At 72.7% G+C, this 26,949-nt stretch carries 25 protein-coding genes; 19 read left to right on the top strand and 6 right to left on the bottom strand.

Annotated features, from left to right (window positions below; genetic code table 11):
* Positions 1–43: 43 nt before the first annotated feature.
* From NCI01_RS01235 to NCI01_RS01260, 6 genes are all read left to right on the top strand, one after another.
* A complete protein-coding gene (locus tag NCI01_RS01235; protein WP_254179641.1) occupies positions 44–796 on the top strand; it encodes a TetR/AcrR family transcriptional regulator C-terminal domain-containing protein in 753 nt (250 codons plus the stop codon).
* 173 nt (positions 797–969) lie between these two features.
* A complete protein-coding gene (locus tag NCI01_RS01240; protein WP_254179642.1) occupies positions 970–1,779 on the top strand; it encodes a mechanosensitive ion channel family protein in 810 nt (269 codons plus the stop codon).
* Between the two features lie 82 nt (positions 1,780–1,861).
* On the top strand, positions 1,862–2,683 hold the full coding sequence (locus NCI01_RS01245; RefSeq protein WP_254179643.1) for a DUF2382 domain-containing protein: 822 nt from the start codon (positions 1,862–1,864) through the stop codon (positions 2,681–2,683).
* A complete protein-coding gene (locus NCI01_RS01250; protein WP_254179644.1) occupies positions 2,680–3,348 on the top strand; it encodes a hypothetical protein in 669 nt (222 codons plus the stop codon). The genes NCI01_RS01245 and NCI01_RS01250 overlap by 4 nt, the downstream gene beginning before the upstream one ends.
* Before the next feature lie 168 nt (positions 3,349–3,516).
* Positions 3,517–5,637, top strand: coding sequence for a glycosyltransferase (locus NCI01_RS01255; protein ID WP_254179645.1), 2,121 nt, complete (start codon positions 3,517–3,519; stop codon positions 5,635–5,637).
* Between the two features lie 13 nt (positions 5,638–5,650).
* Complete coding sequence (locus NCI01_RS01260) at positions 5,651–6,937, top strand: nucleotide disphospho-sugar-binding domain-containing protein (protein WP_254179646.1); 1,287 nt, start codon at positions 5,651–5,653, stop codon at positions 6,935–6,937.
* A gap of 80 nt (positions 6,938–7,017) precedes the next feature.
* On the opposite strand, the gene NCI01_RS01265 is transcribed toward NCI01_RS01260, so the two are convergent.
* Complete coding sequence (locus tag NCI01_RS01265; RefSeq protein ID WP_254179647.1) at positions 7,018–9,903, bottom strand: reprolysin-like metallopeptidase; 2,886 nt, start codon at positions 9,901–9,903, stop codon at positions 7,018–7,020.
* A 36-nt stretch (positions 9,904–9,939) separates the two neighbouring features.
* Entirely contained in the window at positions 9,940–10,068 is a 129-nt protein-coding gene (locus NCI01_RS21915) for a hypothetical protein (protein ID WP_302181424.1), read from the bottom strand.
* A gap of 199 nt (positions 10,069–10,267) precedes the next feature.
* Here NCI01_RS21915 and NCI01_RS01270 point away from each other — a divergent pair, with 199 nt between their 5' ends.
* From NCI01_RS01270 to NCI01_RS01290, 5 genes are all read left to right on the top strand, one after another.
* On the top strand, positions 10,268–12,397 hold the full coding sequence (locus tag NCI01_RS01270) for an MMPL family transporter (RefSeq protein WP_254179648.1): 2,130 nt from the start codon (positions 10,268–10,270) through the stop codon (positions 12,395–12,397).
* A gap of 49 nt (positions 12,398–12,446) precedes the next feature.
* Positions 12,447–13,637 (top strand): sensor histidine kinase, encoded by a 1,191-nt coding sequence (locus NCI01_RS22510; RefSeq protein ID WP_254179649.1) that lies wholly within the window; start codon positions 12,447–12,449, stop codon positions 13,635–13,637.
* Positions 13,634–14,314 (top strand): response regulator, encoded by a 681-nt coding sequence (locus tag NCI01_RS01280; RefSeq protein ID WP_254179650.1) that lies wholly within the window; start codon positions 13,634–13,636, stop codon positions 14,312–14,314. Before NCI01_RS22510 ends, NCI01_RS01280 begins: the two co-directional genes overlap by 4 nt.
* 87 nt (positions 14,315–14,401) lie before the next feature.
* The gene (locus NCI01_RS01285) at positions 14,402–15,391 is read left to right on the top strand and encodes an RNA polymerase subunit sigma-70 (RefSeq protein ID WP_254179651.1); all 990 of its coding nucleotides are present in this window, start codon (positions 14,402–14,404) and stop codon (positions 15,389–15,391) included.
* Positions 15,388–15,801 (top strand): DUF6069 family protein, encoded by a 414-nt coding sequence (locus NCI01_RS01290; RefSeq protein WP_254179652.1) that lies wholly within the window; start codon positions 15,388–15,390, stop codon positions 15,799–15,801. The genes NCI01_RS01285 and NCI01_RS01290 overlap by 4 nt, the downstream gene beginning before the upstream one ends.
* A 57-nt stretch (positions 15,802–15,858) precedes the next feature.
* Here NCI01_RS01290 and NCI01_RS01295 read toward each other — a convergent pair whose 3' ends face one another.
* Positions 15,859–16,215, bottom strand: a complete 357-nt coding sequence (locus tag NCI01_RS01295) for an MmcQ/YjbR family DNA-binding protein (RefSeq protein ID WP_254179653.1) — start codon at positions 16,213–16,215, stop codon at positions 15,859–15,861.
* 123 nt (positions 16,216–16,338) lie between these two features.
* Here NCI01_RS01295 and NCI01_RS01300 point away from each other — a divergent pair, with 123 nt between their 5' ends.
* The 7 genes from NCI01_RS01300 (at position 16,339) to katG (ending at position 22,586) form a co-directional block, all read left to right on the top strand.
* Positions 16,339–16,650, top strand: a complete 312-nt coding sequence (locus tag NCI01_RS01300; RefSeq protein WP_254179654.1) for a hypothetical protein — start codon at positions 16,339–16,341, stop codon at positions 16,648–16,650.
* Between the two features lie 82 nt (positions 16,651–16,732).
* A complete protein-coding gene (locus NCI01_RS01305) occupies positions 16,733–17,182 on the top strand; it encodes a BLUF domain-containing protein (protein ID WP_254179655.1) in 450 nt (149 codons plus the stop codon).
* 89 nt (positions 17,183–17,271) lie between these two features.
* Positions 17,272–18,141, top strand: coding sequence for an aldo/keto reductase (locus NCI01_RS01310; protein ID WP_254179656.1), 870 nt, complete (start codon positions 17,272–17,274; stop codon positions 18,139–18,141).
* A gap of 16 nt (positions 18,142–18,157) precedes the next feature.
* Positions 18,158–19,144: an SDR family NAD(P)-dependent oxidoreductase gene (locus NCI01_RS01315; protein ID WP_254179657.1), complete on the top strand. Its 987-nt coding sequence runs from the start codon at positions 18,158–18,160 to the stop codon at positions 19,142–19,144.
* A gap of 10 nt (positions 19,145–19,154) precedes the next feature.
* The gene (locus NCI01_RS01320; RefSeq protein WP_254179658.1) at positions 19,155–19,709 is read left to right on the top strand and encodes a GNAT family N-acetyltransferase; all 555 of its coding nucleotides are present in this window, start codon (positions 19,155–19,157) and stop codon (positions 19,707–19,709) included.
* 113 nt (positions 19,710–19,822) lie between these two features.
* Positions 19,823–20,266 (top strand): Fur family transcriptional regulator, encoded by a 444-nt coding sequence (locus NCI01_RS01325; RefSeq protein ID WP_254179659.1) that lies wholly within the window; start codon positions 19,823–19,825, stop codon positions 20,264–20,266.
* 46 nt (positions 20,267–20,312) lie between these two features.
* Positions 20,313–22,586, top strand: coding sequence for a catalase/peroxidase HPI (gene katG, locus NCI01_RS01330; protein WP_254179660.1), 2,274 nt, complete (start codon positions 20,313–20,315; stop codon positions 22,584–22,586).
* A gap of 110 nt (positions 22,587–22,696) precedes the next feature.
* Here katG and NCI01_RS01335 read toward each other — a convergent pair whose 3' ends face one another.
* The gene (locus tag NCI01_RS01335; protein ID WP_254179661.1) at positions 22,697–23,137 is read right to left on the bottom strand and encodes an MOSC domain-containing protein; all 441 of its coding nucleotides are present in this window, start codon (positions 23,135–23,137) and stop codon (positions 22,697–22,699) included.
* A gap of 89 nt (positions 23,138–23,226) precedes the next feature.
* On the opposite strand from NCI01_RS01335, the gene NCI01_RS01340 reads away from it, so the two are divergent.
* Positions 23,227–24,771 carry an alanine/glycine:cation symporter family protein gene (locus NCI01_RS01340; RefSeq protein ID WP_254179662.1) on the top strand — a complete coding sequence of 515 codons (1,545 nt, stop codon included), beginning with the start codon at positions 23,227–23,229 and terminating at the stop codon, positions 24,769–24,771.
* On the opposite strand, the gene NCI01_RS01345 is transcribed toward NCI01_RS01340, so the two are convergent.
* Positions 24,734–25,639, bottom strand: coding sequence for a phosphatase PAP2 family protein (locus tag NCI01_RS01345; protein WP_254179663.1), 906 nt, complete (start codon positions 25,637–25,639; stop codon positions 24,734–24,736). The genes NCI01_RS01340 and NCI01_RS01345 overlap by 38 nt on opposite strands.
* A 78-nt stretch (positions 25,640–25,717) precedes the next feature.
* Positions 25,718–26,884 carry a prolyl oligopeptidase family serine peptidase gene (locus NCI01_RS01350; protein WP_254179664.1) on the bottom strand — a complete coding sequence of 389 codons (1,167 nt, stop codon included), beginning with the start codon at positions 26,882–26,884 and terminating at the stop codon, positions 25,718–25,720.
* Between the last annotated feature and the right edge of the window lie 65 nt (positions 26,885–26,949).

The following is a 26,949-nucleotide window of genomic DNA, read 5'->3' on the forward strand; positions in this document are numbered from 1 at the left end:
CGCTACGTTGGTGGAGCGAACGGCTGCGAGAGGGGGCGTCAGCGTGAGCGACGACAGCACGACGGGTGACGACTATCCCGACGCCGACCGGGCGGTGGTCGAGGACGAGCCGGCACCGTCCAGCCGGGTGCCACTGAGCCGTGAGCGGATCGTGGCGGCAGCGCTGGAGTTCATCGAGGCCAACGGCCTGCCCGGGCTCACGATGCGCCGGCTCGGCGAGAAGCTGGGCGTCGAGGCGATGGCGCTCTACCGCTACGTGCCCAGCAAGGAGGACCTGCTGGACGCCGTGGTGGAGTCCCTGGTGCGCGACGTCCGCTCCGACGAGGTCGTGCTGGACGCCCCCCAGGACGGGTGGCAGGACTTCCTGCAGCGTCTGGCCCACGGCGTCCGGCGGATGGCGCTGGACCACCCGAAGGCCTTCCCGCTCGTGGCCTCCCGGCCTGCGGAGGCGCCGTGGCTGCGGCCGCCGCTGCGAAGCCTCGAGTGGGTCGAGACGTTCCTGTCGGGCCTCCTCGAGGAGGGGTTCAGCGACGAGGCCGCCATCGAGGGATATCGCGCCTACACCAGCTTCCTGCTGGGCCACCTGCTCCTCGAGGTCGCCGTGCACGGAGCGGACGTCGGCCCCCTCGACGTCCTCGACGACCAGACCGGCGAAGCCGGCGTCTCGGCCTACCCGACCGTGGCCCGTCTGCGTGACGCGCTGTCGGAGGACCGGTCCGCGATCGAGTTCGAGGAAGCCCTCGAAGCACTGCTGGACCGCATGACGGTCGTCCGCAACGAGCACGTGGAGGGCTGACCCCCTCCTGAGGGTGGAGTTTCCGGCGTCCTGCATGGCTGTCCATCGTCTGGGTACGGCTTACGACGTAAACCACTACACAGCGGTGGCACGTCGACGCCCCTACTCCGTGACGGGGCGACAGCGCGTCCACCGCGGACGGAGGACACATGAGAGACGCACTACGTGACGGCTTGAGCACCATCGCCGAGTTCGTGCCGAAGCTGGCGCTGTTCTTGGTCATCCTGGTCGTCGGCATCATCGTCGCCAAGGTCATCGCAAAGGCGCTCAACGCACTGCTCGAGCGGGCCGGGTTCGATCGGGCCGTCGAACGGGGCGGCATCAAGCGCGCGCTGTCCAGCTCCAAGATGGACGCCAGCGACATCGTCGCCAAGCTCATCTACTACACGCTGCTGCTCTTCGTCCTGCAGCTCGCGTTCGGCGTCTTCGGGGCCAACCCGATCAGCCGCCTCATCGAGGACGTCATCCGGTTCATCCCGAGCCTCATCGTGGCGATCATCATCCTCGTCGTCGCCGCCTCCATCGCGGCCGCGGTCAAGGGGCTGCTGGAGAACATGATCGGCGGGCTGTCCTACGGACGCGCGCTGGCCAACATCGCCTCGGCGTTCATCCTCTTCCTCGGTGTCATCGCCGCCCTCAACCAGGTCGGCGTCGCGACGACGGTCACCACCCCGGTGCTCGTCGCGATCCTGGCCACCGTGGCCGGTGTCATCATCGTCGGGGTCGGTGGCGGCCTGATCCGTCCCATGCAGCAGCGCTGGGAGGGCTACCTCACCACCGCGGAGCGTGAGGCGCCGCGCATGAAGGCACACGCCGACAGCGCGCCGTCGGTGCGCGACCAGGCGGCGTCCGCTGCACAGGACTTCAGCCCGTCCGGCACCAGCGCGAGTGGCAACGGCAGCACCGCTGTCTACGACCAGAGCGCCACCCAGGACATCGACGGCAACACCAGTGGCTACGGCTCCACGCCGCGCCAGTACTGAGCACGCCCAGAACGAGCCATCCAACCCGTCGGGCGGGCGACGCAACCGGTCCTCTCCCGACGACCACGAAGGAGAACACGCAATGGACACCACCAGCCACGACCGCTTCATCGGCCAGACGCTCTACTCCAGCGACAACGAGAAGGTCGGCAAGATCGGCCAGGTCTTCCTCGACGACGAGACCGACCGGCCCGAGTTCCTCACCGTGAACACCGGTCTGTTCGGCATGAACGAGTCGTTCGTCCCGGCCGCCGACGCCGACGTCAACGGTGACGGCGTACGCGTCCCCTTCACCAAGGACCAGATCAAGGACGCGCCCAACGTCGACGTCGCCAGCGGACACCTCGACCAGTCCGAGGAGCAGCGGCTCTACAGCCACTACGGCATGAGCTACTCCGAGCGCGCCAGCGACTCCGGCCTCCCCGAGGGCGGGACCGGCCTCGCCGCCGGGACCACCGGCACGACCGGCACGACCGACACCTTCACCGGTGAGGGCCACGACACCTCCGGTCCGAACACCGACGAGGCCATGACCCGCTCGGAGGAGCGGCTCGACGTCGGGACGACGTCGCAGGAGGCCGGCCGCGCCCGGCTCCGGAAGTACGTCACCACCGAGCAGGAGACCGTCACCGTCCCGGTGAAGAAGGAGCGGGCGGTCCTCGAGACCGAGCCGGTGACCGGCGGGAACCGCGACGAGGCGCTCTCGGGGCCCTCCATCTCCGAGGAGGAGCACGAGGTCGTCCTGAACGAGGAGCGTCCCGTCGTCGGCAAGACCACGGAGCCCGTCGAGCGCGTACGCCTCGGCACCGAGACGGTCACCGACGAGGAGACCGTCACCGAGGAGGTCCGCAAGGAGCACATCGAGGCCGAGGGCGACGTCGACGATCGTCGCGGCACGCGATGAGCACCAGCGCTGACCAGCCGCGTCACGACGTCCACGGTCGCCATGTCGACGGCGACGTGGTCCGCGACAGCGACCACGACGGCGTACCCGACCGGACCCCCGACCGGAAGACGGTCGTGGCGCGCGAGAAGGAGGAGCACGGTGGCATCAAGTGGGGCTCGGCCTTCTTCGGCTGGCTCACCGCCGCCGGCACCGCCATCCTCGTCACCGCCCTGCTGAGCGCGATCGGCACGGCCGTGGGCCTCGGAGCCCTCTCCGGACCGCAGCAGGCCGAGAGCGAGGCGACGCAGAATGCCGAGACGGTCGGCCTGATCGGCGCGATCGCGCTGCTGGTCGTCCTGTTCGTCGCCTACTACGCGGGCGGCTACGTGGCCGGCCGGATGGCCCGCTTCGACGGTGCCAAGCAGGGCATCGCCGTGTGGCTGTGGGCCCTGGTCATCGCCGTCGTCGTGGCGGTGGTCGTGGCGGTCGCGGGCAGCGAGTACAACGTGCTGTCGCAGCTCAACAGCCTGCCGCGGGTGCCGATCAGCGAGGGCGACCTGGCGACCGGCGGCATCATCACCGCCGTGGCCGCGATCGTCGCGAGCCTGGGCGGTGCGATCCTCGGCGGCCTCGCCGGGATGCGGTTCCACCGCAAGGTCGACCGCACGGGGCTCGGAGCCTGACCCGTCCCACACAGCCGCCCGTCCCTCCCCCCGGAGGGGCGGGCGGTTGTCCTCGTCGCGGCCCCTGCGTGGACGACGAGCACACCAGCGACCGTCACCATGCCGAGCACGACCATGAAGTCGAGCCCGCGGCCCATCCGATGTGGTGCGCGGCTCCGAACACGCGGCGTGGACAGCTTTCTTCGGCGCATCCTCGACGAGGTCCAGCAGGCGCCCTTCGTGGTGGACGTGCTGCGCAGCGGCGACCGGCTCGCTGCTGCCGCGAGCCGTGAGGCCTCGCCGCGCGCGGTGGACGTGCTCGCCGCGGTGGTCCGTGAGCGCGACGAGCTGACCGCGGTCGCCGCGGTGCACGCACTCGCCCGGGTGTCCGACGACGGTGCCGACGCCGTCCTGTCCGAGCTCCTGTCGCACCCCCGGCCGTTCGTGCGCGAGCACGCGAGCTGGGCGCTGGGGGCCAGGCTCCCGCGCCTCGACGCGATCGACCGGCTGGTCGGGGTCGTCGTGGGCGGTGGGTTCTCCGGCATGCTCGCCCAGCGCACGCTCGCACGGTGGGCCGTCTCCGCGCCGGGCCAGGTCGCGGGCGCCGTCGAAGCCACGCTCGTCGAGACGGCCGGTCCGGAGGTGCGTAGCCGGTTGGTCGAGACCCTCGGTCTCGTGCCCGGTCCGATCGCCGGTCGCGCGCTGCTCCGGCTCGCCGTCGACAGCGTCGAGCCCTCGGTGGTGCGGCAGACCGCCGTCGCCGCCCTCGGTGACCGCCCGGCCGATCCCGACGCGGTCGCGGCGGTGCGCCGCCTCAGCACCGCTGACGGCGACCTGGGCACCGTCGCGCGACTGGCCGCGATCGACCTCGGCATCGACCCGATCGGCCTCGGCGCGACCGGTGCGGCCGGGTCCGGCCTGACCGTGGCGCAGCTCTTCCTGCACGCCGACATCGACCGTGACCTGAGCAGGGCCGGCGCCGGCGACAACGGGGGTGTCGCCACGCTGCTGGTGCGACTGGGCGATGCGCTGGCGAACGAGCCGGGTGTGGGTCGGGTGCTGACGATGTCCCGCGGCAGCGTCGACGCTGCCCTCGGTGCGCTGGGCGCGGACGAGGGGCACCTCCTGACCCCGATCCCCCTGCCGACCGGAGCCGCCGGTGCCGCACAGGCGTGGCCGTCGCGGGTCGCGGCCCGACGAGGGATCCGGCGGGTGCTGCGGACGTACGGTGCCGACGTGCTGCACCTGCGCATGGCGGAGGTGGGCAGCCTGGCCGCGGCAGAGGTGGCCCGCGAGCTGGAGATCCCGGTGGTGTTCACCCTCGCGCCCGACCCCCACGCCGTCATCCACGCCCTCGACATGACCGGCGGCCTGCACCGCGGCAACTTCGGTGCCGAGGACGAACGGGAGCACTACTGGTTCCGTGCCCGGCTGGTGCAGCGCCTGGCCGCGGACTCGGCCCACGTCGTCCTCTTCCCCCGGCCCGAGCTGCAGCACGACATGCGCGAGCTGCTCGGCCTCGACGTCGCCGGCGAGCCCAGCCGCTACACCGTGGTGCCGGAGGGTGTCGACCTCGAGGTGAGCGCGGCTGCCGCCGCGGAGCTGGAGCGCCCGGGACCGCCCACCCCGGCGCTGGCCGAGCTCGACGACCTCGTCGCCGCGCTCCCCGAGCACCGCAGGGGCCTGCCGCTGGTGGTCAGTGTGGGACGCCTGCACCGCGTCAAGGGGATGGCGACGCTCGTCGAGGCGTGGGCCGGCGACGCGGAGCTGGTGGAGCGGTCCAACCTGCTGATCGTCGGAGGGGACCTGGCCGACCCCTCGGCGGACGAGCGCGAGCAGCTGGACCTGATCGACGGCGTGCTGCGGCGGTCCCCCGCGGCCGCCTCGGGCCTGATGATGCCCGGCCACCGCCCCAACGACGTCGTGGCTCTCTGGCTGGCTGCCGCCCAGGCGGGCCGGGCGGGCGGCATCGGCCCGGGCGGGGTGTACGTGTGCAGCAGCCTCAAGGAGGAGTTCGGCCTGGCGCTGGTCGAGGCCCTGGCCTCCGGGCTGGTGGTGGTGGGGCCGGCAGCGGGTGGGCCGGCCACCTACATCGACCACGGCCAGACCGGCGTGCTGGTCGACACCCGCCGGCCCGAGGAGGTGGCCCGCGCGATGCGCGAGGCGTTCGACCTCGCCGACGCGCCCGACCAGGCCGCACGGGTGGACCGGGCCCGGCGACGGGTCAGCGCCGACTTCACCGTGCAGGCCATGGCCGACCGGTTGACCGACATCTACGCCGGCGCCGCTCGTGCGGTGGGCCCCGCGTGACACGGTTGCGCCCATGACCCTGCTGGTGATCAGCCCTGACTACGCCTCGCACCTGCTCCCGCTGGCGACGCTCGCGGCCCCGTGGCGCGAGGCCGGCGAGTCGGTGGTGGTGGCGACCGGGCCGGCGACCGAAGGCATCGTCGCGGGGTTCGGCTTCCAGCGGGTCGACCTGGTGCTGGGTCGCGGCTCCAACCCGGGCGTCATCCGGGCCGAGCAGCAGCCGCCCGGCGAGGACGCCGCGCTGCGCGGCTTCTTCGACGCGACCCGGCACGGCATGGTGGCGACGCTTCGCTACCAGGCCGAGGCACGACGTACCGACCTGCTGTGGGACCCGGTGGGTCGGGCCCGGGCCGTCCTGGACGTCGTCGACCGGGTGCAGCCCGACCAGGTGATCGTCGACCACCTGGCCTTCAGCGCCCGGCTGGCGCTCACCGTCGCGGGAGTCCCGCACGCCGACGTCGTCCTCGGGCACCCGTCCGCGCTGCCGGTGGGTGCTGAGGTCTACGGCTACCCGCCCGCCTGGCCGGCCGCCTTCGCCGCCTCCGAGTCCGACCTCGACGACCTGCACCGGCTGTGCCGCGACGTGCGCGACGCCTTCACCGCGGAGTGGAACGCCGCACTGCGCGCGCTGGCGCCCGGTGCCACGCCGTCGGAGGACGCGTTCGCCGAGCACGGTGACCTGCTGATGCTGAACTACCCACAGGCCCTGCACGACCCGACACGTACGGCGCTGCTGCCGCCGCACGCCTTCCTCGGCTCGGCGGTGCGCGACGAGCCGGCCGACGACGACGTACGGGACTGGCTCGCGGCCGACGACCGGCCGGTGGTCTACGTCAGCTTCGGCAGCTTCCTGTCCGCACGCGGGGACGTCCTGGCGAGGGTGCTGGACGCGCTCCGTCCCCTCGGGCTCCGGGTGGCGGTGGCGACCGGGTCCGCCACCGGCCTGCCGGACGTCCCGCCGGACTGGCTCGTGCGGTCCTTCCTGCCGCAGGTGGCCCTGCTGGAGCAGGCCGCGGTGATGGTCACCCACGGAGGCAACAACAGCGTGACGGAGGCGCTCACGGCCGGGGTGCCGATGGTGGTGCTGCCGTTCTCCACCGACCAGTTCGCCGGCGCGGCCGCGATCGAGGCGGCGCAGCTGGGGGTGGCACTTGACCCCAACGCGGCGACGTCCGCCGACCTGTGTGCCGCCGTCCGTGCGGTCCTCGACGGGCCCGCCCCGCAGCTGGCCCGCACGATCGGCGAGGACCTGCGCCGGTCACCGGGCCGCGACGTGGCCCGCGCGGCCCTGCTGGCCTGACCCCCGCACGGGACGAGGTCCTACGGCGAAGGGGCCGCCGGTGTCTCCACCGACGGCCCCTCGCTCAAGCTGTCCTCCGGTCAGCGGACGCGGTCGCGGTCGACGACCGCGAACTTGATCCTCTTGGTGTTGGCCTCGACCGCCTCGTCGCCGCGGTAGCGGACGACGACCCTGACCTTGCCGGTCCGGGCGTAGCGAGGCAGCAGGACACTGGTCCGGCCACGAACGCTGAGCGTCTTCGTCCAGGACTTCGACCGTCCGGCGCCCCTGACCTTGACCCTGACCTTGCCGGACGGGACGACGCCCTTGGCCCGCACGGTCACCCGGAGCTTCACGCGGGTGTTGACCTCGACCGGCTTCACCATCTTGGTGGAGATCCGCGACGCGACCGCCTCAGCCGGCGGCGTGGTCGGAGCCGTGGTCGGGGACGTGGTCGGGGACGTGGTCGGGGACGTGGTGGGCGTCGGGGTCGGCGACGTGGTGCCACCGTCGTCCGGCACGTTGTCGGACAGGATCGTGATGTCAGCGTCGTTGACGTCGAAGAAGTAGTTCTCCACCGCCTCGACCTTGATGCGCGCCGTCGTCGACGGCACGTCGGGCCAGGTGACCTGGGCGTTGCCGTCGTTGGGCGTGCTCTCCGCGAGCACCGTCGGGAACGTCTGGCCGCCGTCGAGCGACAGGCTGATCTTCACGTTGGGCGACAGCGCCGTCGTGTTGGCGGTCCAGTAGACCGTCTCCGTGCGCCCGCCGACAGCCGCTGCGGTGGTCGCGGCCTTGGACGTCACCCGGAACGGACCGCTGGCCTTGTCGAGCAGCAGCTTGACGTCGCCGTAGGCGTAGCCGCCGCCCTCGGGGGCGAGGTCACGCGCCGTGAACCGGAAGTTGAGCGACGGCTCGGTGTTGCCCGCCCATCCGACCGTCGGCTGCGCGGGGGAGCCGACGTAGTCGGCGGTCGGCAGCCACTCCGAGAAGCACTCGATGGTCGGGACCGGCACGTTGGTCGCGCCACCGCTCGGCGGCTTGGGCGGCATGGCCGGGCAGGTCCCCGTGTTGGCGTTGGTGTTGTTGGCGAGGACCTGCGCCATGTCCGGGAACACCCGCGTCGGGCTCGACGTGGCGAGGTTCTCGCCGGGCGACTCGATCTGAAGCGCTCCGGCCGGGGTCACCGGGGCGTACTGTCCGAAGATCCGGAAGAGCGGGCCGTCGATCTTGCCCACGGGCGTGGGCACGGTCTCGGTCGTGCGTTGCGCGCCGAGAGCGGTGCCGGCAGCACCGCCGCGGTCGTTCTGCTCCCAGATGTGGACGAGCGGGTCGCCGTCGGGGTCGGACGCCTGGCCGGTCAGGGCGAACGGCGTCCGGATCGGGATCGTCTTGGTCTCCGGGGCCGTCACGACCGGGGCGTGGTTGCCGCTGGGGGCGACGGTGTAGCCGCCGTTGCGCTGCGGGCCGCCGTGGGCGGTCTCGCCCACGAAGCCGGTGACGTCGCCCGAGGCGGGCGTGAAGCTGAGTGCGGCGACGTCGGTGCCGGCGTAGGGCGCGCCGTTGAAGCGCACCTCGAACCCGGTGTCGTCCAGCGCCGGGACGGTGCCTGTCGCGGGCGGTGTCGCAGGCACCCTCAGGTCGCCGAACCCGCGCACCTCGACGCTGCCGACGCCGGTCACGGCCTCGATCGCCGCGTCGATGCCGACCAGGTCGTAGGTGGTGCCACGCACGATCGGCGCGGTCTGCTCGCCCTCGAAGGTGAGCGTGAACGACTCGCCGTCGGTGTCGAAGCCGCGCAGCGAGACCGTCTGGACGTCGTTGATCGGCGCCCGCGAGGCCAGCATCGTGTTGGTGATGTCGGTGATGCTGCGCTGGGAGAAGTAGGGGTCGCTGTGCGGCTGCAGGTTGTCCTGCTGGCAGATGCCGGCGTAGGCCATGATCGAGCTGCCCGAGCCCGGCTCGTAGGGCGAGCCGCCGCGGTTGCCCGAGCAGTTGAACTCGGTGCCGTTGAAGGTGTGCGGTCCGCCGAACTGGTGGCCGATCTCGTGGGCCACGTAGTCGACGGCGAAGTAGTCGCCCTCGGGCGTGGGCAGGCCGGTGCAGCCGCGGGCCTTGCCGTCGCCGCCGATCACGCCGAGGCCGGCGACGCCGCCGCCGTTGACGCCGAGCGCGATGTGGCCCACGTCGTAGGCGGACGCGCCGACGAGCTGGCCGAGCACGACACGGTTGCGGTTGAGCAGCGCGCCGGTGCAGCCGTTGGCGAGCGTGGCGGGCGGGAAGCACGGTGCCGAGCCGCAGGGTCCGTTGGCCTCGGTGGCCTTGGCGGCGGTGTCGAGGTTGAGCTTGTCGGTGTCGTTGATCAGGACCATGCGCACGGCGAGGTCGTCGTTGTAGAGCTGGTTCACCCGGTTCATCAGGGTGACCTTCTCGGCCAGCACGTTCTCGGTGCCGAAGTAGGTGGCGTAGGACGGGTCGGTCACCAGCGCGAGCCGGTAGGTCCGCAGCGAGACCTCCGTCCCTGGGGCCTCGCCCGCGGTCGTCCCGATCTTCTTCACGGTCTCCTCGTCGAGCTCGGGCTCGACCAGGCCGCGGTCGCTGCGCGGGAGGTCGCCGTGGCGGTAGGAGAGGTAGAGGCTGTCGTCACCGTTCCAGGCCGGGTCGACGTACCACGCGGCGCGGTCGCCGGCGCCGCGCACGGCGGCGTGGAAGCCCATCGGCGTGAGGTCGAGGCGGATGGTGGCGGTGGGGTCGGCCACCGCGCGGCCGGCGTACGTCGTCAGCTCGGGGTGGCGGGCGGCCAGTCCGTCCTCCATCACGGCGACCTGCTGGACGCGGAAGTCGACCAGCTCACCGTTGGGGGCGGGCACGCTGACGACGATGCCGTCGTCGTCGGTGCGTGCGGCATCCTCGGCCGGGGCGCGGTCGAGGGCCGCGCGGATGCCAGCGCGGTCGAGCGTGAAGGCCGCGTAGCGCCTCGGCTCCACGCGCCGCTCGATGGCACCCCGGTCACCCGCGGGCCGCTAGTCGGTCGCGGTCCAGTAGCCGTCGCCCGGTGGGGCGGCCGATCCGGACAGGGTCAGGGCCTGCAGTCCCGCGAGGGAGAGCACGACGGCGACGAGCAGGGCCAGGTGACGCAGCGGACGGGACATGCAGAACCCTCGATCTCACGGCAGGACGGGGCTTGAGACTAGGGGCGTTCGACGGCGGCGGGCAGTACCCGAAGGGGGGTGCGGCCCACCCTCCCCGAGCCTTGTCACCCAGTGGCGTACTCCACCGGGAGTACGCCCCGGCGCGACTGACTCCTCCCGGCGGACGCGGACCACCGGCGCTCGACGGGAGCGTGGGGCCATGGACACGACACCCACCCTGACCCGCCGGATCATCACGGTCCTGCACGACTTCCCACGTCGGTCGCTCGCGGCCGTCCTGCTCTTCGTCGCACTCGCCGGCGTCGTCGGCGGCCCCGTCGCCGGCGCCCTGGAGACCGAGGGTGGCTTCGCCCCGGACGACTCCGACTCCGCGCTCGCGCTGGAGCGGATCGAGGACGCGACCGGTGTCCAGCCCAGCGCCGGCATCCTGCTGCTGGTCGACACCCCCGGCGGTGACGACGCCGGTGTCGCCGACGCCGTCGCGACCCTGGGCGGGATCGAGGGCGTCGCCAGCGCCGTCCCGGCCGGTGTGGCCGAGGACGGGTCCAGCGCCCTCGTCGCCGGCGTGCTGGAGGCGTCGGTCGGGGAGGAGGACGTCGCCGCCGACGTGGTCGAGGCCTTCGCGGGCACCGACGGGGTGACGGTCGGCGGCCCGGCCGTCATGGGGCTCCAGATGGGCGAGCAGGTCGAGCAGGACCTCAGCCGCGCCGAGCTGATGGCGCTGCCGATCCTCGTGCTGCTCTCGATCCTGATCTTCCGCGGCCGTGCCGCCCTGCTGCCGCTCGTGGTCGGCGTCACCACGGTGCTCGGCACGTTCCTCGTGCTCGCCGGCATCAACCAGGTCTACGGGCTCAGCATCTTCGCGCTCAACCTCGTGATCGGGCTGGGCCTCGGTCTCGCCATCGACTACACGCTCTTCCTGGTCAGCCGCTACCGCGAGGAGCTCGCCGCACAGGGCCCGACGGCGGGCGCCGTCCGCACCACCATGGCCACCGCCGGACGGACCGTCGTCTACTCCTCGGCCACCGTCGCCGTCGCGCTCGCCACCCTCACCCTCTTCCCGCTGGGCTTCCTGCGGACGATGGGCATCGCCGGCGCCGCGGTCGCGCTCGTCGCCGCGGCCTCGGCCCTGGTCATCTCGCCCGCCGTGTTCGGCCTGTGGGGCGCCAAGCTCGGGCGCCGGCGTACGGACCGGGCCGCCGAGGGGCGCTGGTACCGGTTCTCCCACGCCGTCATGCGCCGCCCCGGCGCGATCGCGGCCGCGACGGCCGCCGTCATGGTGGTGCTCGCCGCCCCGGCGGTCCGGGCCGAGTTCACCCCGGTCGACGGGAGCGTCATCCCCGAGGACCTGAGCTCGCGCACGGTCAACGACACCCTCCTCGAGCAGTACGCCGGCGACGGCGCGACGCCGGTCACGGTCGCCGTCAGCAGCGCCGACGGCGCCGCCGTGACGGCCTTCGCCGACGAGGCCTCGAGCGTGGACGGCGTCGTCGCGCCGGCCACGGTCACCGACCTCGGCGACGGCGTCTGGCAGGTCGACCTCGCCGTGACCGGCGACCCTGCCGGGACCGATGCACAGCAGGTGGTCGACGACGTCCGCGCCCTCGCCGACACCGCCCGGGTCGACGCCCTCGTCACGGGTGCCGCCGCCGAGTTCGACGACCAGGTCCAGGCCATCGCCGACACCCTTCCGCTCGCGCTCGTCGTGCTCGTCTCCCTCACCATGCTGGTGCTGTGGCTGATGACCGGCTCGGTGGTGCTGCCGGTCAAGGCGGTCGTGATGAACCTGCTCACCGTCGGCGTCTCGCTCGGCGCGATCACCTTCGTCTACCAGGCCGGCCGCTTCACCGACCTGCTCGGCTACACCCCCAACGGCGGCATCGAGCTGAGCAACTTCCTCATCGCCGCAGCCGTGGTCTTCGCCCTCTCCACCGACTACGGCGTCTTCCTCCTCGGCCGCATCAAGGAGATGCGCGACGCGGGCCTGGGCGAGCGCGAGGCCATCGCCACCGGGCTCGGCCGCACCGGCGCCATCGTCACGGCGGCGGCGATCCTGATGGCCGTGGCGATCGGTGCCTTCAGCACCAGCGAGATCAGCTTCATGCAGCAGATCGGCATCGCCACCGCGGTCGGCGTGCTGGTCGACGCGTTCGTCGTCCGCTCGCTCCTCGTGCCCTCGCTGATGGCCATGATGGGCAAGTGGAACTGGTGGTCCCCGATGTGGCTGCGCCGGGTCCACGACCGCGTCGGCCTGAGCGAGCACGGCGAGGTCGCGCCCGTCGCGGAGCCGGACCAGCCGTCCCGGACGCCCGAGCCGGCGGGCGTCTGATCCCGTGAGCCCACGCCGAGCCGGGTCGCCCGCCGCTACCGTTGGGTGGGTGGCCCGGCTCGAGCTCCGACGACCCCGGTGGGTCGACGTCGCGCTCGCCGTCGGGTGCGTCGTGCTCATGCACCTCGAGATCCCGCTCAACGACAAGGCGGAGCCGAGCGCGATCGGCAGCCTCGCCATCGTGGTCGCGTCGCTGCCGCTGCTGCTGCGCAGCCAGGCGCCGGTGGTGGCCTACGTCCTCGGCTTCATCACGATGTACGGCGTCATCGCGACCATCGCGACCTACAACACCATGCCGGCACCCGTGGTGCTCTGCGCCTACGTCATCGCCGAGCGCCACGGCCTGCGTGCCGCCCTGGTCACGGGAGTGTGCTCGCTGCCGATCGTGCTGCTGATCCTGCAGGTCTTCAGCCCGCACGAGCTCCTCAGCTGGGGCACCGCGCAGAACCTCGCACTGGTGCCCCTGCCGCTGGCGCTCGGCGTCGCGGCCCACGCCCGGCGCGGCTACACCTCGATGCTCATCGAGCGCGCGGAGGCGGCCGAGCACTCCCGCGAGGCCGAGGCGCTGCGCAGGGTCGGCGAGGAGCGCCTGCGGATCGCCCGCGACGTGCACGACGTCGTCGCGCACGCGATGGTCACGATCAACGTCCAGGCCGGGGTGGGCGCCCACCTGCTCGACCGCGACCCGAGCCAGGCCTACGACACCCTGCGCTCCATCAAGCAGGTCAGCGGCGACGCCCTCACCGACCTCCGGGCGATGCTCGGCCTGCTCCGCGAGGAGCAGGGAGAGGCGCCGGCGCCGCCGGTCCAGCGGCTCGCCGACCTCGGCGTCCTGCGCGAGAGCCTGCTCGCGGCGGGGGTGGACGTCGCCTTCGACGTCGACCCGGCTGCCCGCTTGCTGCCCGCCGCTGTCGACGCGACGTGCTTCCGCATCGTGCAGGAGGCGCTGACCAACACGCTGCGCCACGCCGGGTCCACCACGGCACGCGTCCGCGTGGCACGCGCGGCTGATCGCGTCGTGCTGGAGGTCGTCGACGACGGGGGCACGTCGGCCACGCCACTGCGCGACTCCGGCGCGGGCCACGGCCTGCAGGGCATGCGGGAGCGCGTCGCCGCCCTGGGCGGGACCCTCGAGGCCGGGCCGCGCGACGGGGGCGGGTGGCGGGTCGCGGCCACGGTCCCGGTCGGCACCGAGGCGAGCCCGTCGGTGCCGGACGGCGCGGAGGTGCCGACCCCGTGACCGCCCCTATCCGGGTCCTCCTGGTCGACGACCAGGCCCTGCTCCGGGCCGGGTTCCGCGCGCTGCTCGACTCCGACCCCGGGATCACGGTGGTCGGCGAGGCGGTCGACGGCGCCGAGGCGGTGCGCCTGGCGACCGAGACCTCGCCCGACGTGGTGCTGATGGACGTCCAGATGCCCCGGGTCGACGGGCTCGCCGCGACCGCCCGCATCACCGCGACGCCCGCGCTGGCCGCGACGAAGGTGGTGGTGCTGACGACCTTCGAGCTCGACGAGTACGTCTTCGGCGCGCTCCGCGCGGGCGCCTCCGGCTTCCTGCTGAAGGACATCGAGCCGCAGGCCCTCATCGACGCCGTACGCGTCGTGCACGACGGGCAGGCGCTCCTCGCGCCCCGGGTCACCCGCCGGCTCATCGAGGCCTTCGTCGGGCCGGGTGCGGTCGAGCCCGCTGCAGCCGCTCCCGTGCCGGGCATCGACCAGCTGACCACGCGCGAGCGCGAGATCCTCGCCCTGGTCGGGTCCGGCCGGTCCAACCACGAGATCGCCGCTGAGCTGGTCCTCTCGCCGCTCACCGCGAAGACCCACGTGTCCCGCATCATGTCCAAGCTCGCGGCCCGCGACCGCGCCCAGCTGGTGGTCGCGGCCTACGAGGCAGGCCTGGTCACCGCCGGCCGCTGAGCCCGGCTCCCCGGCTCGAGTGATGAGTTTCTGGACCCTCCGACCGTCATACCTCCACCAGGACACGACGGACGGAAGGACGACATGATGACGACGCTCGGCATGCGACTCGAGGAGGTCGGCGTGGCCCAGCTCGACGAGGCGACGTTCGCCGCGGCCGCCGAACGGCACCGCCGCGAGCTGCACGTGCACTGCTACCGGATGCTCGGATCGTTCCAGGACGCCGAGGACGCGGTGCAGGAGACCTTCCTGCGCGCCTGGCGTCGCCGGGAGACCTTCGAGGGCCGCTCGACGTTCCGGGCCTGGCTCTACCGGATCGCCACCAACACCTGCCTCGACATGCTCGCGCGGAAGCGACCGCAGCCCGCCACCGGTGGTGAGGTGATGTGGCTGCAGCCCTACCCCGACGCCCTCCTCGACGAGCTGCCCGCCGCCGGCGCCGACGAGCCCGAGGCGCTCGCCGTCGCCCGCGAGACCATCGAGCTGGCGTACGTCGTCGCGGTGCAGCACCTCGCTCCGCGCCCGCGGGCTGCGCTGATCCTGCGCGACGTGCTCGGCTGGCCGGCCAAGGAGGTCGCCGACCTGCTCGGCGACTCGGTCAACTCGGTCAACAGTGCGCTCCAGCGCGCCCGGGCCGGGATGCGGGAGCACCTTCCCGCGGACCGTCAGGAGTGGACCGGCGCCGACGACGACAACGCCGACCTCGTACGCCGATTCGCCGACGCCAGCGTGGCCGCGGACATCGACACGGTGGCGAGCATGCTGCGCGACGACGTCCGCTACGCCATGCCGCCGTGGGCGGGGCTGCTGGTCGGTCGCGACGAGGTGGTGGCCGACTGGACGGCCAACGGCTTCCCGGAGATGACCGGCCTGCGCGCGGTCCCGACCTCGGTCAACCGCCAGCCCGCGGTGGCGGCGTACCAGTGGGATGCCGGCGAGCGGGCCTACCTTCCGCTCACCATCGACGTGCTGCGCGTCTCCGGCGGCAAGGTGAGCGAGGTGTTCATCTTCGGCGCCGACCGGTTCCCCTCGCTCGGCCTCCCCGAGCGTCTCGAGGACGAGGGCGGCCGGCGATGAGCCGCGGACGTCGGGTCCTCGCCCGGGGCGTCGCGGCTGCCGCCGCCGCGGCCACGGCCAACGCGGTCGCCGCGGGGCTCGCCCGCGCCGCCGGCGTTGACTTCGAGGTGGCGTCCGGCGAGAGCATCCCGGTGGGAGGCATCGCCTTCGTCACCGGCGTCCTGTCGCTGGTCGGCGTCCCGATCGCCGCCGCCGTCGCGCGCTGGAGCCGCCGGCCCGCCACGGCCTTCGTGCGGACGACCGCGGCGCTCACCGCGCTCTCGCTCGTGCCGCCGTTCCTGGCCGGGGCTGACGCGGCGACCACGACGACGCTCGTGCTGCTCCACCTGCTCGCCGCGGCGCTGGTCGTCCCGGCGCTCGCCGCCGCGCTCCGACCGGACCGCGACCTGGCGCGGTCGCTGGCGGCCTGACCCCAGGTCGCGTCAGGCAGCCGCGACCGTGCGGCAGTCGACGTGGGCCGCCGTCACTCAGCCGGGCCCGTCGGGATGGGCCTCGTCCCAGGCGCGCCACACCTTCTGGGGCACGACCATCCGCCAGGCGTCGACGACCAGCTCGCGAGCCTCCGCCGCCTCGAGCTCCGCGAGCGTGGCATGCACCCAGTTGAAGCGCATGTCGGACTCGGCCGGCAGGTGGAAGCGCCGGTCGCTGTCGACCAGCGCGGCTCGCTCCTCCTTGGGGAACGCGAACCCCATCACCGACTCGTCGTGCGAGAACGCGGTGTAGACGATCGAGCCCACCCGGAACTTCAGGCGCCCCCTGACGGTGACGACGTACGACCGGTCCAGGCCCGAGCCCAGGGCCAGCACGTCGTCGACCACGGCCATGCGCCAGTGTCGCCCCCGCCACATGCGGTGTCCACCGGGGTTTCCTGCTGCGGCTGCGGCAACCATGACGGGACCCGTCGACGGGGTGAGGTGAACGGCGCACGAGCCTCCTAGCGTCGAGTCATGGGACACCAGCCACCGAAGGACGTGCAGGAGGCCGCGCAGCGCGCGGTCCGCTGGATCGAGGAGGGGAAGGCCGGCAAGGGCTTCACCGACGTCGGACGCCACCGCGCCCACCAGCTCGGCGACGGCAAGGAGGTGAGCGACGGCGACGTGAAGAAGATGCAGGCCTACTTCGCCCGCCACACCGTCGACAAGGACGCCGAGGGCTTCACGCGGGGCGGGGACGGCTACCCGTCGCCGGGGCGCGTGGCGTGGGACGCCTGGGGCGGCGACGCCGGCGAGCGGTGGGTCGGCACGATCGACCTCGACTGAGCTGGTCTGCGCGGGAGGCGGGTCACAGTCCCCCTTGGGGTGGTGCGGCCCGCCCGCGGCGCCAGTAGCGTCCCGCTCAACCATGCGCAGGGACCTCTCCAGCGACGATCCCCGGATCCTCACGCTGACCTACACGAGCTCGGCGACCACCCTCATGTCGGTCACCCAGCTCGTCGAGCTGATCGAGCAGATCCGCCCCAAGAACGAGCGCCTCGGACTCACCGGCCTCCTGCTCTACAGCGGCGGCAACGTCATCCAGACGCTCGAGGGCACGTCCTACGCCGTCGACGCGGTGTTCGACACGATCCGGGCCGACGCCCGCCACGGCGACGTACGCGTGGTGGACCGGCGCCTGGTCGACGACCGTTCGTTCGCGTCGTGGTCGATGGGCTTCCGCAACGTGTCGGCACGCGAGATCGCCGACCTGCAGGACTTCAACGAGTTCGCCCGCCAGTCGGTGGGGCACGACCTCGTCACCCACGCCGCGCCGGCCTTCGAGCTGCTCGAGACGTTCCGCCTCAACACCGCCTGAGGCCCGCCACGGTCGGGCGACCGGACCCACGCCGTCCCTCGCCCGGCGGGGTGGACGGCCCCGACCGCGCGGGTCGTAGTGTCGCTGACATGCAGACTCGCACCCTCGGCAACCAGAAGGTCGGCGCCATCGGCCTCGGCCTCATGACCTTCGACCAGACCGGCACGCAGCCGCGCCAGCAGCTCCTCGACACCGTCACGGCCGCGCTGGAGGCGGGCGTGACGCTCTTCGACACCGCCGACGCCTACGGCCCCGGCGACGAGTTGGGCGCCGGCGCGCAGGGCGAGAACGAGCGGCTCATCGCCTCGATCCTCGACGAGCTCGGCGTCCGGGACCGGGTCGTCCTCGCGACCAAGGGCGGGCACGTGCGCACCGAGGGCGGCGGCTGGGACACCGACAGCTCCGCGGCCCACCTCCACGAGGCCGTCGACGCCAGCCTGCAGCGCCTCGGCGTGGAGCAGATCGCGCTCTGGCAGCACCACCGGCCCGACCCGAAGGTCCCCTACGACGAGGTCATCGGGACGCTGAAGGAGATCGCCGACAGCGGCAAGGTCGCCCACGTCGGGCTGTCCAACGCCGACCCGCAGCAGATCCGCGACGCCCACGCCGTGCTCGGCGACCGGCTGGCCAGCGTGCAGAACCAGTTCAGCCCCAAGTTCCGCTCGAGCAGGCCCGAGATCGACGTCTGCGAGGAGCTCGGCCTGGCCTTCCTGCCGTGGAGCCCGCTCGGTGGGTTGTCCGACGCCAAGGAGCTGGCCGACAAGCACCCGGCCTTCGCCGAGATCGCGCAGGACCGCGGGGTCAGCGCCCAGCAGGTCGCGCTGGCGTGGGAGCTCGCCCAGTCGCCGGTCGTGATCCCGATCCCGGGCGCCAAGCGACCCTCCTCGATCACCGACTCGGCCGCAGCGGCCGGGATCGAGCTCACCGCCGACGAGCTCGCCCGGCTCGACGCCAGCTGATCCGAGGCCCTGCGCCATGGCCCGCCCCACCCTGACCCGCGTGGTCGACGCCGTCATGGACCGCACGCTGGTCCTCGGCTACACGACCATCGGCCTCGCGGTGCGCAAGGCGCTGCCCGGCTGGCCGGCCGACCCGCTGCCGCGGTCGCTGGAGGGCCGGCACGTCCTGGTCACCGGGGCGAGCTCCGGCCTCGGCGTCGCGACGGTCGAGGGGTTGGCGGGCCTCGGCGCGGTGGTGCACATGCTGGTGCGCGACGAGGCCAAGGGCGCCGGGGTCGCCGACCGGATCCGGGCCGCGCACCCCGGCGTGGAGCTGCGGCTGTGGCGGTGCGACGTCGCCGACCTCGACGACGTACGACGCTTCGCAGCCGCTCTCGCCGCCGAGGTCCCCGACCTCCACGCGGTGGTGCACAACGCCGGGGTGATGCCGCCCGAGCGCACCGAGTCGCCGCAGGGCTTCGAGCTGAGCATGGCGGTACACCTCGTCGGGCCCGTGGTGATGACCGAGGCGCTCCGCGGATCGCTCTCGGCTGGCTCGGGCGGGCGGGTGGTGCTCGTCAGCAGCGGCGGGATGTATGCGCAGTCCCTGCGCGCCGACGACCCGGGCTACACGACCGGTGACTACTCGCCGACCACCTCCTACGCGCGGTCGAAGCGCTGGCAGGTGGAGATGGCGCCGGTGCTCGCCGACCGGTGGGCCGCCGACGGCATCAGCATCGCGACGATGCACCCGGGCTGGGCCGACACCCCGGGCGTACGCGATTCGTTGCCGGCGTTCCGCCGGATCACCCGCCCGGTCCTGCGCGACGACGCGCAGGGCGCCGACACCAGCGTCTGGCTCACCGCCGTCGAGCCGTCTCCGCCGACCGGTCGCTTCTGGCACGACCGGGTCGAGCGGGCGACCCACCTGCTGCCGACGACGCGCGCGAGCGAGCGCGACCGGGTCCGCGCGTGGGCCTGGCTGCGGGAGGCGGCCGGGTTGGGCGGGTCCGCGGACGCCTAGGGTGTCGCGGGTGCTGAGCCTTCCCATCGACGACGCCCGCCTTGCCGACCTCGAGCCCTGGCACGCCGACCAGCTCGCGGCGCTCTTCCGTGCCCACGGCGCCGACTTCTACGACTGGCTGCCGTGGGAGGGCTTCGAGGAGGTCGACGGCGCGCGCGGCTTCATCGAGTCCTTCGCCAAGGCCCGCGGCGAGGGCACCCGGCGGCTCTACGGCATCTGGGTCGACGACGAGCTCGTCGGCGGCACCCTCTTCCCGAGCATCAACGCCCGCGCGCGCACCGCGGAGGCCGGCGTCTTCCTCGCGGCGTCCGCCCGGGGCCGTGGGATCGTGACCCGCGCCGTCGCCGCCATGCTCGACTGGGCCTTCACCGAGCGCGGCCTGCACCGGGTCGAGTGGCGCTGCGCCCCCGGCAACCTCCCGAGCCGACGCGTCGCCGAGCGGCTCGGCTTCACCCACGAGGGCACCCTGCGCGAGGTGTTCCCGGTGCGCGAGGAGCGCCAGGACCTCGAGGTCTGGTCGCTGCTGGCCCGCGAGTGGTCGGGCCTGCCGCCCCACGTGGGGTAGTCCACCGGGAACCTGTCGTCGTCGGGACCATTCGGCAGCCGTTTCCCGGTGGACTACCGGAGACCCGCGGAAAGACTTGACTGGTTCAAGAAAAGGCGGCAGGGTGGATCGGGATGGACGACGTCGAGTTCGAGCACCTGCTCCGCAGCGCTGAGCTGAGGGTCACCCGCCCGCGCCTCGCCGTGCTGCGCGCCGTACGCCGCCAGCCGCACGCCGACACCGGCAGTCTCCTCGCCGCCGTGCGCACCGAGGAGCCGACCGTCTCCCACCAGGCCGTCTACGACGTCCTCGGCGCGCTCACCGACTCCGGGCTGGTCCGCCGGATCCAGCCCGCCGGCTCGGTGGCGCGCTACGAGCTGCGCGTCGGCGACAACCACCACCACGTGGTGTGCCGCACGTGCGGCGTCGTCGCCGACGTCGACTGCGCGATCGGCGTACGCCCCTGCCTCGACGCCTCCGACACCCACGGCTTCGTCATCGACGAGGCCGAGGTCACCTACTGGGGCCTGTGCCCCGCGTGCTCCACCAGCCCCACCGGCGCCACTGCCGCGCCGTGACATCCCCGTACGACCGATCGACCGCCACCGACGAAAAGGATTCGCCATGACCGACAGCCAGGACACCACCCCCGAGAGCCCACAGGGAGTCGACCGCAAGGCCGAGGCTGGCTGCCCGGTGATGCACGACTCCGCGACCGCCCAGGGCAGCGAGAGCGAGAACCCGGTCATCGACGCGCCGGACCCGAAGGGGCACCGCCCGCGCACCAACCAGGACTGGTGGCCCAACCAGCTCGACCTGTCGGTGCTGCACGCCCACTCGCCCAAGGGCAACCCGCTCGGCGCCGACTTCAGCTATCCCGAGGCGTTCGCGACCCTCGACGTCGAGGCCCTCAAGGCCGACATCGCGCAGACCCTGCGCACCTCGCAGGACTGGTGGCCCGCCGACTTCGGCCACTACGGCGGCCTGATGATCCGGATGAGCTGGCACTCCGCGGGCACCTACCGCGTCCAGGACGGCCGCGGTGGCGCGGGCGACGGTGGCCAGCGCTTCGCCCCGCTCAACTCCTGGCCCGACAACGCCAACCTCGACAAGGCCCGCCGCCTGCTGTGGCCGGTGAAGCAGAAGTACGGCCAGAAGATCTCGTGGGCCGACCTGCTGGTGCTCGCCGGCAACGTGGCGCTGGAGGACATGGGCTTCGAGACCTTCGGCTTCGCCTTCGGCCGCGAGGACGTGTGGGAGCCCGAGGAGATCTTCTGGGGCCCCGAGGACACCTGGCTCGGCGACGAGCGCTACTCCGGTGAGCGTGAGCTCGGCGAGGGCCTCGGCGCCGTGCAGATGGGCCTGATCTACGTCAACCCCGAGGGCCCCAACGGCAACCCCGACCCGGTCGCCTCGGCGCGCGACATCCGCGAGACCTTCGCCCGGATGGCGATGAACGACGAGGAGACCGTCGCCCTCATCGCCGGTGGCCACACCTTCGGCAAGACCCACGGCAACGGCGACGCCGACCTCATCGGCCCCGAGCCCGAGGGTGCCCCGCTGGAGAACCAGGGCCTGGGCTGGATCAGCTCCTACGGCTCGGGCAAGGGTGGCGACACCATCACCTCGGGCCTCGAGGTCACCTGGACCGACGTGCCCACCCAGTGGAGCAACCGCTACTTCGAGATCCTCTTCGGCTACGAGTGGGAGCTCACCGAGAGCCCGGCCGGCGCCAAGCAGTGGGTCGCCAAGACCGACGACGCGATCATCCCCGACGCGCACGACCCGTCGAAGAAGCACCGCCCGACGATGCTGACCTCCGACCTCGCGCTGCGCTTCGACCCGGCGTACGAGAAGATCTCGCGCCGCTACCTCGAGAACCCCGACGAGTTCGCCAAGGCGTTCGCCAAGGCCTGGTACAAGCTGCTGCACCGCGACATGGGTCCGGTCGGCCCGCACCTGCTCGGCCCGTGGGTCCCCGAGGCGCAGCTCTGGCAGGACCCGGTCCCGCCGGTCGAGGGCGAGCTCGTCGGCGACGCCGACGTCGCGACCCTCAAGCAGAAGCTCCTTGACTCGGGCCTGTCGGTCGCGCAGCTCGTCGGCCTGGCGTGGGCGTCCGCCGCGACCTACCGCCACACCGACCGGCGCGGCGGTGCCAACGGCGCCCGCATCCGCCTCGAGCCGCAGCGCAGCTGGGCGGCGCACGCCGACCTCGACCTCGACGCCTCGCTCGCGGCGATCGAGCAGGTCCAGCAGGACTTCAACGGCGCCGGTGGGGCGCAGGTGTCGCTGGCCGACCTCATCGTCCTCGGCGGTGCGGCCGCGATCGAGAAGGCGGCCAAGGACGCCGGCCACGACGTGACCGTGCCCTTCACCCCGGGTCGTACGGACGCCTCGCAGGAGGAGACCGACGTCGACTCGTTCCGCTGGCTCGAGCCGCGCGCCGACGGCTTCCGCAACTGGCTGCGCCAGGGCGAGAAGCTGCAGCCGGAGAAGCTGCTGGTCGAGAAGGCCTACATGCTGGGCCTCTCGGCGCCGCAGATGACCGTCCTGCTCGGCGGCCTCCGGGCGCTCGGCGCCAACGCCGGCGGCACCTCGCACGGTGTCCTCACCGACCGGCCGGGCGTGCTGACCAACGACTTCTTCGCCAACCTGCTGTCCCCGGGCACGCAGTGGAAGGCGTCGCAGTCCGACGAGGGCGTCTACGAGATCCGCGACCTCGCCTCGGGCGACCTGAAGTGGACGGCCACCGCGGTCGACCTGGTGATGGGCTCCAACTCCCAGCTCCGGGCGCTCTCGGAGGTCTACGCCAGCGAGGACGCGAGCGAGAAGTTCGTCGGCGACTTCGTGGCCGCGTGGGCCCAGGTCATGGACAACGACCGGTTCGACCTGCGCTGACCGTCGTACGCCTCGTCGGCCCGGTCTCCCTCGCGGAGGCCGGGCCGTCGTGCGTGCCAGGACCCTGAGCCGCAGACGTCATGGGAATCGGCGGCTCGGACCGCCGAGGCTCATGACGTTGCGACCGCCTCGTCGCCGACCCGGATGGTGCCCGACGAGAGCAGCCGGAAGACCGTGCCGCCGCGCGGTGAGCGCAGCGCCTGCATCGCGCCCGGGCCCAGCCAGTCGTCGAGGAGGCGGCAGGGAGCGGCGATGCGCACGACCTCGAGCTCGACGCCGGCGATCGTCATCCGCTCGCCCGGTCGCGTGGGGATCGGTCCGTGGTCGAGGGTGATGTTGCGTCGGGTGAGGCCCGGGTCGACCGGGCGGCCCAGCACCTCGGCCGCCGCCTCGAGGTCGTCGAGCGCCTGCACGGTCACGTGCCGGTGCCGGCTGCCGTGGTAGCGGTCGCCGACCAGGCCGACGCCCGCCTCGGCCTCCACGGACGCGACCGACCTCGTCGGGATCTTGCGACCAGGGGCGACGTGGATGGCGTGGACGCGGGAGCTCACGGGTGCGACCGTACTGCGCCAGTTCTGCCACACAACTGTCACATCCCCGTCGTTGAGGTCGCCCGACGACAACTGGTTGCATCACTGGGATGTACTCGGATGCGACGGTCCTGGCCACCCAGTGGGAGTGGATCTCCACTGTCGAGGAGGCCATCAACTCGGCCTTCAACCCGATCGCCGACGCGGTGGCCTCGGTGATCTTCTACGCGCCGAGCATCGGCGGGGTCTCGTTCCCGCTGATCGTGCTGTGGCTCGTAGTGGCCGCGATCGTCTTCACCATCTACTTCAAGGGCATCCAGTTCGTCTCGTGGCGCACCAGCATCGGCCTGGTCCGGGGCAAGTTCTCGCGGGCCAGCGACCCCGGCGAGGTCACCCACTTCCAGGCGCTGTCCTCGGCGGTGTCGGGCACGGTCGGGCTGGGCAACATCGCCGGCGTCGGCGCGGCGGTCACGCTCGGCGGCCCGGGCGCGACGTTCTGGATGATCATCGCCGGACTCCTCGGCATGTGCACGAAGTTCGTCGAGTGCACCCTCGGCGTGAAGTACCGCGAGGTCCACGAGGACGGGACGGTCACGGGTGGCCCGTTCCGCTACCTTCCGGTGGCCTTCGAGCGGTTCGGCTGGGCCACGTCGCGCACGTTGACCGTCGTCTTCGCAGTCGCACTGTTCCTCTTCGGGGCGGTCGGCGGCAACATGTTCCAGGCCAACCAGACCTTCGCGCAGGCGCAGGAGGTCACCGGGGGTGAGGACGGCTTCCTCGGCTCGTCGGGATCGGCCCTGATCTTCGGCCTCGTGCTGGCGTTCCTCGTCGGCGCCGTGATCATCGGCGGAATCACCTCGATCGCCCGGGTGACCTCCCGACTCGTCCCCGCAATGGCACTGCTCTACCTCGGCACCTGCCTCCTGGTCATCCTCGGCAACATCGCCAACGTCCCCGCGGCGATCGGCGAGATCATCTCCGGGGCGTTCAACCCCGAAGGCGTGGCCGGCGGCTTCCTGGGCGTGCTCATCATCGGCTTCCAGCGCGCGGCCTTCTCCAACGAGGCCGGTGTCGGCTCCGCCCCCATCGCCCACTCGGCGGTGAAGACCAAGCACCCGGTCAGCGAGGGCTTCGTGGCGCTGCTCGAACCCTTCATCGACACCGTCGTCATCTGCACGATGACGGCGCTGACCATCGTCATCGCCGACTCCGCCTACTACGCCGAGCAGCGCGAGGTGGTGGCCGGTGGGGGACCCACGCCGGACGGCGTCGTCGTCACCTCGCGGGCCTTCGAGACGTTCCTGCCGCAGTTCCCGGTGATCCTGGCGATCGCGGTGGCGCTCTTCGCGTTCTCCACGCTCATCACGTGGTCCTACTACACGATGAAGGCATGGACCGAGCTCTTCGGCCGTTCGAAGCGCAGTGAGGCAATCTTCAAGATCGTCTTCTGCACCTTCACCGTGATCGGCAGCGTCATCACCTTCACCTCGGTCCTCACCTTCGCGGACTCGATGCTCTTCGTCTGCGCGATCGTCAACCTGCTGGCCTGCTACCTGCTCCTGCCGAAGGTGCGCGAGGAGCTGCGGTCCTTCCGGGAGGGTCGTCGTACGGGCGCGATCAAGGAGGTCCCGGTCGAGGAGCGCGCGACGACTTGACGGGCCGCTGGTCCTCGCCCACCCCCATCGGCGCCGACAGCTGGGCGTACGTCGTGACGGTCAGGGCGGTGATCAGGGCGATGCCGGCCAGGACGACCCCGGCGTCGAGGAAGCCCGACCAGCCGCCGCCGGGGCGTACGCCGACCGCGAGGAGGCCGGCGACGGCGAGCACCACCCCGGTGGTGGCGAAGATGCGGTGCGGGCGGCCGGGGTCGACGCCCGACATGCCACCGCGCAGCACGCTCCACACCACCAGGACGGCGGTCCCCCACGACAGGCACACGAGCACGGCGCCGACGATGTCGGCGGGCCGGTGCCAGCTGGCCACGAGCATCGCAGTGGCCGTGACGGTGATGGCGGCGGAGCCCACCAGCGACACCGCGGTGCGTGCCTGACCCGGCACGACCAGCAGGGCCGCGAACACCAGCGAGACGACCACGGTCGCGTGGCCGCTCGGGTAGCTGGCGACGGTGAGGTTGCCGTAGTCGGGTCGCTCGGACCACGCCTTGAGCGCCTGGGTGGTGAGGTTGGCGCCGAGCACCAGGGCGGCGGCCGCGGCGGCGGCGGCGTAGCGCCGGCGCACCGCGGCCGTTGCGGTCACCAGCAGGACGGCGAGCGCGACCGAACCCAGCGAGACGTTGCCGAGCACGGCGACGAGCTGGCGGGTGGCGATCCGGTCACCGACGACGACGTCCATGCCGGCCTGGTCGAGCGCCTGGCCCAGGCGGGTCTGCTGGCTGCGGTCGCCCAGCCACAGCAGGGCCACCCAGCTCAGCAGGCAGACGCCGAGACAGGCCGCAGTGCTGCGCCAGCGCCGCCACTGCTTCCGGGCGGGCCGCGCCACCGAGGTGATGCGCTCCGCCGTCATGCCGACATCGTGGCACGGGGACGTCTGCGGCCTTTCTGGTCAGCCGGTCCGGTCAGCCGGTCTGGAGGGTCGGCCTGCTCAGGCGGGCATCCGGGCGTCGAGGAAGCGGACGGTCCGGTCCATCGCGGCGATGAAGGCCGGGCCGAACGCGTGGCCGTCGTCGTACCACTCCAACGTGGCGTCCACGCCGGCCTTCGTCATGGCGCGCTGGGTGGCGCGCGCCCACGGTGGCGGGCAGGTGTCGTCGAAGCGCCCGTGCACCATCAGCACCGGCTCGGTGATCTCGTCGAAGAGCGGTCGCGGCGAGACGCCGCGCCAGAACTCCGGGTCCTCGGCCGGCAGGCCGTGCCGGCCGCGGAAGCCGGCCTTGAGCTCGGTCAGCGGTGCGTCCGGGCGCTGGAACTGCGCGAAGTTCTCCGCCTCGAGGCTGGAGACCGACGCCCAGCCGACACCCGCGGCAAAGAGCCCGGGCTCGGCCGCGAGCGCCTTCATCATCACGCCGCCGCCCATCGACCGCCCGAACAGCGCGATCCGGTCGGGGTCGACCCGCACGTCGTCGGAGCTCCGGAGGGCGCGGAGGGCGGCGATCGCGTCGGCGGCGTAGCCGAGGCGGACGGCCTGCTCGATGCGCGGGTCGTCGGTCGACTCGGCGTGGTTGCGGTAGTCGACGTGCAGCGCGACGTAGCCGCGCTGCGCCAGGAAGCCGCGCTCGCGCGTCATGCCCTGGCCGCGGACGTAGACGGCCGGGTCGATGTAGCCGTGGGCCAGCACCACCGCCGGCCATCCCTGACCACCCCGGGGACCGCGCCCGGCCGGCACGTTGAGCACGCCGCTGATCCGCAGCGGCTCGGTGCCCCGCCCCATGGTCGTGGAGGCGAAGGTGACGTCGTACGACGTGTAGGCGGGGGTGCGCTCGCGCACCGCGCCCAGCCGCAGGTCGCCGCCGGTCAGGTCGGCCTGGGCGAGGGCGGCCATCGAGACCGGGCGCGCGGGCTTCGGCTCCGGCTTCTCCGTGGGCTCCTCACTCGGCTCACTACTCGGTTCTTGGGTGGGCTCGCTGCTCGGCTCCTGGGTGGGCTCGCTGGTCGGCTCGCTGGTCGGCTCGCTGGTCGGCGTCGCGCTCGAGGTGTCGGCGGAGCCGGGCGGGTCGGCCTCCGAGCTCCCGGTGGAGCAGCCGGTGAGCAGCACCAGCAGGGCGGTGGCGGTCGCGAGCGGGCCGGCGGCCCGGGGCCGGAGGGCGGGCATGTCCCCCAGTGTGCGCGACGCCTGGTCACGGCTGGCCACGTCCGTCCGGTCACGTCTGGGCCGGC

The organism is Nocardioides pinisoli (genome assembly GCF_024199985.1).
GTDB lineage: Bacteria > Actinomycetota > Actinomycetes > Propionibacteriales > Nocardioidaceae > Nocardioides > Nocardioides pinisoli.